General features: G+C 36.5%; 7 protein-coding genes. 1 reads left to right on the top strand and 6 read right to left on the bottom strand.

Annotated features, from left to right (window positions below; translation table 11 throughout):
- Nucleotides 1–514: 514 nt before the first annotated feature.
- From QGM71_RS21555 to QGM71_RS21535, 5 genes are all read right to left on the bottom strand, one after another.
- Nucleotides 515–1969 (bottom strand): YfcC family protein, encoded by a 1455-nt coding sequence (locus QGM71_RS21555; protein WP_327609614.1) that lies wholly within the window; start codon nt 1967–1969, stop codon nt 515–517.
- A 175-nt stretch (nt 1970–2144) separates the two neighbouring features.
- The gene (locus tag QGM71_RS21550; RefSeq protein WP_327609613.1) at nt 2145–2453 is read right to left on the bottom strand and encodes a M20/M25/M40 family metallo-hydrolase; all 309 of its coding nucleotides are present in this window, start codon (nt 2451–2453) and stop codon (nt 2145–2147) included.
- Nucleotides 2454–3395: 942 nt separating this feature from the next.
- Nucleotides 3396–3995 (bottom strand): class I SAM-dependent methyltransferase, encoded by a 600-nt coding sequence (locus QGM71_RS21545; RefSeq protein ID WP_327609612.1) that lies wholly within the window; start codon nt 3993–3995, stop codon nt 3396–3398.
- Between the two features lie 88 nt (nt 3996–4083).
- Nucleotides 4084–5037, bottom strand: a complete 954-nt coding sequence (locus QGM71_RS21540; RefSeq protein WP_327609611.1) for an alpha/beta fold hydrolase — start codon at nt 5035–5037, stop codon at nt 4084–4086.
- Nucleotides 5038–5068: 31 nt separating this feature from the next.
- Nucleotides 5069–5692 (bottom strand): TetR/AcrR family transcriptional regulator, encoded by a 624-nt coding sequence (locus QGM71_RS21535; RefSeq protein ID WP_327609610.1) that lies wholly within the window; start codon nt 5690–5692, stop codon nt 5069–5071.
- Between the two features lie 744 nt (nt 5693–6436).
- Between QGM71_RS21535 and QGM71_RS21530 the strand changes: the two genes are divergently transcribed.
- The gene (locus QGM71_RS21530) at nt 6437–6760 is read left to right on the top strand and encodes a cohesin (RefSeq protein ID WP_407703074.1); all 324 of its coding nucleotides are present in this window, start codon (nt 6437–6439) and stop codon (nt 6758–6760) included.
- Nucleotides 6761–6883: 123 nt separating this feature from the next.
- Here the strand turns inward: QGM71_RS21530 and QGM71_RS21525 are convergent, their stop codons facing one another.
- Entirely contained in the window at nt 6884–7834 is a 951-nt protein-coding gene (locus QGM71_RS21525; RefSeq protein WP_327609608.1) for a zinc-binding dehydrogenase, read from the bottom strand.
- Nucleotides 7835–8100: the final 266 nt, after the last annotated feature.

Here is an 8100-nt window from a genome sequence, read left to right as displayed (position 1 = left end):
TCAAATCGAACGTCAGTTTGCCTTGATATTGCTTTTTTATTTCAAACAAAAGCGATTCATCCCACATCTGAATAATTGGGCATTCTCGCTTTAAATTCTGTAAAACAGTCAGTCATTGTTTGGTACACGTTTTGTCATTCAGTGGTAATATCTATATCAAAAGTGGTACATTTCGTTGGCTGTAATAAAAAGTATAATGCCACAACTACAACTTAATAAAGCAATTTTCTTCATACAAAATAGGTCAAAACATTAGTAACAATTTCGACATTACATTGTAAAATTCTTTCTTTATTTGAATAAAGTCTTGTTTATCGTATTACAAAATATATAATAAAAATGACTCCAGTTTAAAAACCGAAGTCATTTTTATGCCATAAATTGTAACTATCAGTCAACGTTCTCTCCAAATCATAAATTTCGATAAAATGATTTAGTTTTCTCCGGGTCAGGTACCAGTCCCTTGAATAATTACGCCATTCTTATTTCTCATCCTCTATTACTCAGATGCCTGTTAGAATGGTCCGAACTCAATTGAACTTGCTATGATTAAAAAAACACAAGCAATCGCAATCCAAATAAGAATTAGTGGCCATACCCATTTTGCCCATTTTTCCCAAGGAATACCTGCGAGTGCCAACCCTGCCATGAAGTACGCACTGGTCGGGTTAAAAACGTTTGTTATACCATCACCAAACTGGAAGGCTACAACCGCGGTTTGTCTGGTCATCCCTATTAAATCAGCAACAGGAACCATTACTGGCATAGAAGCAGCAGCTTGTCCACTGCCTGATGGTATAAAGAAATTAAGTATCATTTGTACAAAGAACATTCCTATTGCTGACAAGAACGATGGTAATGCAGATACTGATCCCGCCAAATAATAGACGATTGTATCCAACACCCTTCCTTCTTCAAGTACTACAATAATCCCGCTGGCAATCCCGATGACAAGCGCTCCAAATGTAATCCCAGCAGCGCCTTTTATGAATTCTTCTGCCGTTCTATTTATACCAAGTCCTCCAAGAACACCTGCAATTATACCTATAATCAAAAAGGCCGCCGATAATTCGTGAATATACCAGCCAAGCTGTATAACACCAAAAGCTATAAACACGAGACCAATAAGAAAAACAGCTAACACAATCTTATGCCGCACTGAAAATCCTGCGGTCTCATCAACATCTTCAAGAACTAAATCACGTTTTTTGTCTAACTCATACATTGGACTTATTGTTGGATCAGCTTTAACTTTCTTTGCATATATCATAATGTAGATAGCTGTCACCAAAACCATTGTTGAAAACATTATAATCCGAAATCCCATACCTGAAAATAATGGAAGTTCAGCAACTCCTTGTGCAATACCTACTGTAAAGGGATTCAAAAATGCACCAGCAAAACCTGCGCCTGCCCCCAATAATACTAGTGATACTCCTGTAATCGAATCAAAACCCATTCTTATAGCCAGCACGACCATAATTGGATAGAACGGAAGTAATTCTTCTGCTAATCCCATTACAGATCCTGTAAAAGAAAATAATATGATAAATAAAGGTACTGCCCATATTTCTTTTCCATTCATTTTTTCTATTGTATAGTTAATGCCTCTATCTATGACACCAGTTGATTGAATAATTCCAAAAGCCCCACCAACAATAAAAACAAAAAAGATAATATATGCTCCATTTTCCATCCCTTTAGGAATAGCCATCAACATATCAAATAAATTTTGTGGGTCTGCATCCACTGATGCGTATGATTCAGCGTCAACCAATTCCCGTCCTGTTTCCGGATCCTCATACCTGTCAAATTGCCCTGCAGGTAGAACGTACGTCAAAAGCCCAGCGAAGACTATAACACCAAATAACAAAACATACGTATGAGGCATTTTAAATCTGCGCTTCTTTTCATTCCTCATACTTGGTTGGTTCACCTTCTCTTCATTCCTCATACTTGACTGGTTCATCTTCTTTTCCCCCCGTTATATCAAAAGCAAAATATGTGTACAGCCTGACAGCATGGGGTAACTCATCCCTAATTACTTTTTCCTTTCCTTTATGAGCACTTTTCAGTTATTCCATTCCATCCCTTTATGCGCAGGCTTATTTTCAATTCTGTTGATTCATCGACAATTGCAATATCTACCGTCCACTAGCCGGAATTTGTAATACGCCTTGCTCTTGTGGGCCAGCAAAATTAACTTCCCCTGCAAATTCACGATGATATCTATTTAATGTAAACATCACAGCCGCTGCAATAGCCCCTTTTATGTCAACTGCACCCCCGCCATATAAGTTTTCCTTCTTTCTCTCAGGTTGTAGGCCATTTTCCATCGTATAAGCGGGAACAGTATCGATATGACCATTAAACATAATACTTTTGTAAGACTTATTGGATTTACTGATTTTTGCATAGATATGGGTTTGTTTGGATATATTTCCTCTGTCCATGTTTTAAAATCATGGGCTTTTAAAAAATCTCGAGTCCAATAGACAACTGTACTTTTTCTCCATACGGACTCTTTATGAGATTATATTTCTTTTAATTTTTCTGTTACGTCCGCCACCTCTTCTTGATTAATCTTATATCAAGTAAGTACCCATTGAACAAAACCTACTGACTAACAACTAATCAATTTAAATCGAATGATAACGCTATCATTTTGGTGTACCGAGAATTTATGTAAATATAAATTAAACACAAAATATATTGTCGACAATTTAATGGTTTTAATATACAGTAATCGGTGATAATTTGTCAATATTTTTAAAATATAAACACAAATCAATCTTTAAGCAGCTTTAACTGGGGAATTGGTCAAGTTCGATAGCCGTGTTGTACTTAATAGCCATAAAATAAAGTTAAATATTGCATACTTTTTTGTTTCAACACTCTGCATTTTTATTTTGCATTACACATCTCTCCAGCACAAGTCGTCATGATTAAGCCAGTTGATAATTTCATCCGATGTAATTGTGTTTTAAAATAAGCTCTCTTTATACATCGCTATTTCCATAAATTAATTTAAAATAGAAGATGCACAAATTTATGTACATCTTCCAATATTGGTACTTAATAGAGGTAAAGTTTTTTACCGCATAAGTGTGCTGATTACGGCTATAAGAAAGTACTACCTCTGTCATGTTTTTTACCAGCGATTGCCACAAGATTTACCACTTGACGCCTCTGCATTTACCAATGGGGGAACGTCAAGAAATGTTAATTTACAACGTTAAGGATTTTGAAAGATAAAAAAACCTAATTACTCCGTATTTTTAGCGAAAAATTAGGCTTAGGAACTTCCACAAACGCGCCCTTTACTGGAACAAATCACAATTTAAATTAGCAATTTTTCATGATTATATAGGTGTTTTTAAGATTTAGGAAAAAGCTTATGGTTTAGCCCATATCAAATATAAATAACCAGCCAAGTAACGCTCCTCCCTAATGGGCTTTAAATCAGACTCTTTTAAAATTTCAGAAATATCTCTGTTCTGGTGGCACCCTACAACCTTTAGTGCCAAAGGATTCAAAGATTTTTGTAACGATGCCAACGGTTTGTTTGTACTAATGCCATGCTCCATCATCAGTATTTTCCCTTCTGGCTTACACCACTTTTGAAAGCTATTTAGAACACTTACAGGTTCTTGATAGGCACATAAGCTGCCGGAAGATATGATAGTATCAAAGCTGTTTTCGTTAAATTCAACCGTTTCCACATCATCTTGAATAAGTGTTGTTTTAAAAGGATAATCTTTAGCCGCATTCTGTGCTGTTTTCAACATTACATGACTAAAATCCAATCCTGTCAATTCAATATCACTACTATAGAAGGGAAAATTCAGTCCTGAACCAATGGCAACTTCCAAAACCTTTCCTTCGGCTTCTTGAAAAATTCGTTGACGAAACATATAAGCCTGACCGTTTTTTCGTCGTTTATTGTATTTTTTTGCCTGCTTATCAAACTTTTTAATTAATGATTGACGATCCATATCATCCCTCGATCTCCTTGTTCATTCAGACCATTTTTATCTAGCGAAATTAGTCCATTTTAGTTGAGGATTTATATCTCCGTTTTATTCAATTGTAATTTTCTTTATGCGTTTTACTCAAGCCGAGTAAGTTCCAGATTGCTTCGACGACTTCGTATGGACAATCCGTGTGAATCGTGGCATGCCCAGCATTTTTGAGTATACGATGCTCCCCACGCGGAACTGAATTGGCTAATTTTGTATAAATTGTATTTTTTACATTATTGAATGGATCAGTAATCTCGCGCAGGAGTGATTGACTCGTTAACAGAGTCGTAAATGGGTCGATCCCCAACGCTGTAAACACGATCAACGGGATATCTGGTGTGTCTCCTCCTTTACGGACTTCGTTATAGAGTTCGGTGTTCAAGTTTTTCTTTTCCGTAATCGTTTTCGATAATGTCCTGAGATGATAGTCAATCAGCGGTTCACGTATCGAATCCGGCCACTTGGCAAACATCTGATCGAATAATCCACGAAAGGATCGCTTGTAAGTTAGGAGTGTCCGAACGATCGCAAAACTCTGTTGAGGTAGGTAGCGTTTCTTTAACTTTGGTGTATGGGAGAGAAAGTCCTCGTGAGGCGGTTCTAACAGAAGCATTCCGGCTACCTCATCTGGAAACCGTTGAGCGTACCGTTGTGCGTAAATTCCACCCAGCGAGTGGCCGACGAATATATAGGGAGCTGATACACCAGCGGTACGTAAAAGACTCCGCAATTCATCAGTGACCTCGAGGGCACTTCGAGGCAGCTTAACCTGATCGCTCCAGCCCGTTCCCGCTCGATCATAGATCACTGATGTTGTACGCTGACTAATTTGATTGTGAATATTCAGATAATCAAGTCCGACCATGCCGGCTGCTGGTAAAAAGACTACTGCTGGACCTCCGACCCCAACACAGTCGAGTAACAAGTGTCGTCCTTCCACGTTGTAAAAACGTCCAATCGGCGATCCATTGTCTATAGACTTATCACCTTGGTGTTTATTTGTATAATCTTTCATCGCTAATATCAAGACCTCCATTCATTAATTTCTATTTATAAAAGATTTTCTTGAGTTCATTAAGGTAACCATCAAGTTCTGCAAGAATATTGTCATAATCTAATTCAGTGATTTCTGAGTTCCTAATATCCTCCAGTATCTGATTGGTAAAACCAATATTCGACCAAAAAATAAGCTGCTTGCCTCTTTCAACGTCCAGCCCTTCCCTGAATTTAGATTCATCAACCTTATCAAACATAGTCTCGTGGCATAAAAATTGTTTCTCATTTACTCTTCCTTCCAGCTCCTTGTTGATTTCATCAGACTTCGTGGTAGCAGTAATTTTAGTAAATTCGAAAATCCAAGGATGCTTTTGCAGCAACTCAATCTGGAGAAGATATGATTGACGCAATTTTTCAAAAATATCTTGTTCGTTAAAGTTCATTAAATCAAGATATTCTTTATTTATCATGTCAGTGCAATAATCATAAAGGTATAGAAAAAGGTCTTTTTTGCTATTTACATAGTGGAACATTAACCCCTTTGAAATCCCGGACTCTTTAGCAATAACATTTGTCGAGGCATCATCAAATCCCTTTGTGGCAAATTCCTTTAATGCTGCATTTAAAATAACGTCTTTTCTTTTGGATTCCAGATTCGAAATTTTTGTAAGCATGATAACCACCTTTATTTACTTTTTATCTTTAAGGTCAATTTTATTATAATTGTATTTATCTAACAGGTCAATGGGTTTTATTAATCCATTTACCTATAAGGTCAATATAACTCAGCCCATTCAGCATTTTCACACGTTTCTCATTCCGTGTGGAGCATTTCATATCCGAACTGGAATTAGAAGTCAAATTGATATCCAGGATGGTCATCAATACGTGTGAATTTAATAAAACAGTTTAATATTACCAAAGAAAATGTCATCCAGCGTTCTTTTTGTGGGTTCCTATACAAGAATGTAAAAACGCAAATATTTTTAAGCCCTACCAAGTATTATTATTCATTATATTAGTGTATTTTAGCCCAGGTACTTCATTTCTGATTACGACCATTAAAAATTCACCACTTGTTGTCACTACATTTACCAATGGGGTAACGTTTAGGAAGTGCGTATTTACAACGCTAGAACTACGGAATATAAAAAGGGCTAATTTATCAATGTTTTACTGAGAAATTAGCCCTTTTGCTATTCAACAATCGCGCCCGATTGTGGAATATTGAAAACCACGAAACTAACGTTGTGGGTATTATGTTGTATTAATAACGATTAATTTATGAAAAAACGCAAAAAAATATCCAATTGAATAATGCACAATGAAAGATTTTAAGCACTAGATGTTTTGACAAACCTTTCTTGACATAATTACATTCGCCTTCTCTCATAATAAGTACCGAGGAGATGATGACATTGTCAATATTTGATCATAAGAAAAATAAAAAAAGTAGTCAGGAAAATAATGGTCAATCGAAACTAGGTAATACTATATACGGGATCGCGAAAGAATTTTCGCCAATCCTTTCAACCAATGCTAAACCTAAAAGTCAGGAAGAGATTGCAAAAGAGTTCCTTCCTACAAACCGTCAAGCAAGTAGAATGTCAAATGCGTTTGCTTCATTGAAATCACAACCGAAGAGCCAAGAAGAGATTGCGAAAGAGTTTGCCCCTTCTAAAGGCCAAACATTTAAGCATGATAATGGTGCAAATTTGGGTAATCAAAAACCTAAGTACTGATCATTTTATTTTAAAAATATGAAAGCCTGTGAAATTTTACTTATTGTAAATTTCACAGGCTATTTCATTCAGATGAGAGTTTTGTCTTAACCCCTCTACATTTATTACAAATAAAACTTATATTTATTCAAATACAGCCACTAAACGACCTTTTACTTCATGATTTTTAAGTTTTTCAATCCCTTTGTCGACTTCTTCAAATGGGATTGTAATAAGATTTGGACTCATTTTTCCAGTAGCGAAGCAATCATAAACACCTTTTAAGTCTTCTACTGATCCACCATTGCTTCCTAAAAGCTTAATTTCTTTTGTAATCATTAAGTAAGTATTGATATTAGATTCTAATTTACCCATACCAACAATTACAACTGTTCCTTTTGGTCTTACAGCTTCCAGTGCGTCAGAAGTTGTTTGTCCAAAACCAGCAAAGTCAACAATAACGTCACATTCTGCTTCTTTCATATCTAGAACAGTATCGAATACTTTAGCCCCTAGTTCTCCAGCAAGTTTTCGAGCTCCTTCAGAAACATCTGTAGCGTACACTTCGCAACCTTTAATTAGTGCCATTTGTAGAGCAAATTGACCAAGACCACCGACTCCGATGATTCCTAATTTTGTACCTTCTTTAGCTTGTCCAATACTGAAAAGAGCACGATAAGCTGTGATCCCTGCATCTGTTGAAGCTGCTCCTTCAACAAAGGAAACGCCTTCAGGAATGATTACGCATTGATCTGCAGGAACACGCACTTTTTCTGCATACCCGCCGTCATAGTTATACCCAGCAGTTACTTTTGTTTCTCTATTCATTGGGTTAGCCCCAACACGGTCTCCAACTTTAATATTTCCTACACCTTCACCCACTTCAATAACAACCCCAGCAAACTCATGCCCCATAATAACAGGACCATTTGGGAAAAGTGGCATCCAACCTGGATCTTGTAATGCTGCAACGTCCGAATGGCACAGACCAGCAGCTCTCACTTCTATAACAACGTGACCTGGAATTGCTTTTGGATCTTCTTTTTCAATCAATTCTAGTGGTTTGTTTGTACCTGAAAATAGCCAACCTTTCATAACTATCGCCTCCAAATTGTTTTACTTCTTTATTACACAATAGTATCATCTAAGATATCTTCAATTCTAATATTCTTAATTCAAGATATATTATAAATGTACTTTACTCTTCATCTTACTATTTGTCAACAAACTAAACTTTTTGTTGTTTTGTATCTTTGGAATCATCTTCTCGTGAAACAGCGATTTTAACCGATTTCACATACTCGTTCTTGACACTCCCACAGCTGAAGCAATGGGATTCTAAAGTACCAAACCGTTCGCAG

Origin of the sequence: Virgibacillus tibetensis (genome assembly GCF_036026595.1) — a bacterium.
Taxonomy (GTDB): domain Bacteria; phylum Bacillota; class Bacilli; order Bacillales; family Amphibacillaceae; genus Virgibacillus_P; species Virgibacillus_P tibetensis.
Note: the sequence above shows the minus strand (reverse complement) of the source record. Positions and strands in the feature narration are given on the sequence as shown.

Bases quoted from the DNA above. Each gene is read 5' to 3' on its own strand.
- QGM71_RS21545 (WP_327609612.1), bottom strand. From the start codon at position 3,995: ATGGATCGTCAATCATTAATTAAAAAGTTTGATAAGCAGGCAAAAAAA.
- QGM71_RS21555 (WP_327609614.1), bottom strand. From the start codon at position 1,969: ATGAACCAGTCAAGTATGAGGAATGAAGAGAAGGTGAACCAACCAAGT.
- QGM71_RS21525 (WP_327609608.1), bottom strand. From the start codon at position 7,834: ATGAAAGGTTGGCTATTTTCAGGTACAAACAAACCACTAGAATTGATT.
- QGM71_RS21535 (WP_327609610.1), bottom strand. From the start codon at position 5,692: ATGCTTACAAAAATTTCGAATCTGGAATCCAAAAGAAAAGACGTTATT.
- QGM71_RS21550 (WP_327609613.1), bottom strand. From the start codon at position 2,453: ATGGACAGAGGAAATATATCCAAACAAACCCATATCTATGCAAAAATC.
- QGM71_RS21540 (WP_327609611.1), bottom strand. From the start codon at position 5,037: ATGAAAGATTATACAAATAAACACCAAGGTGATAAGTCTATAGACAAT.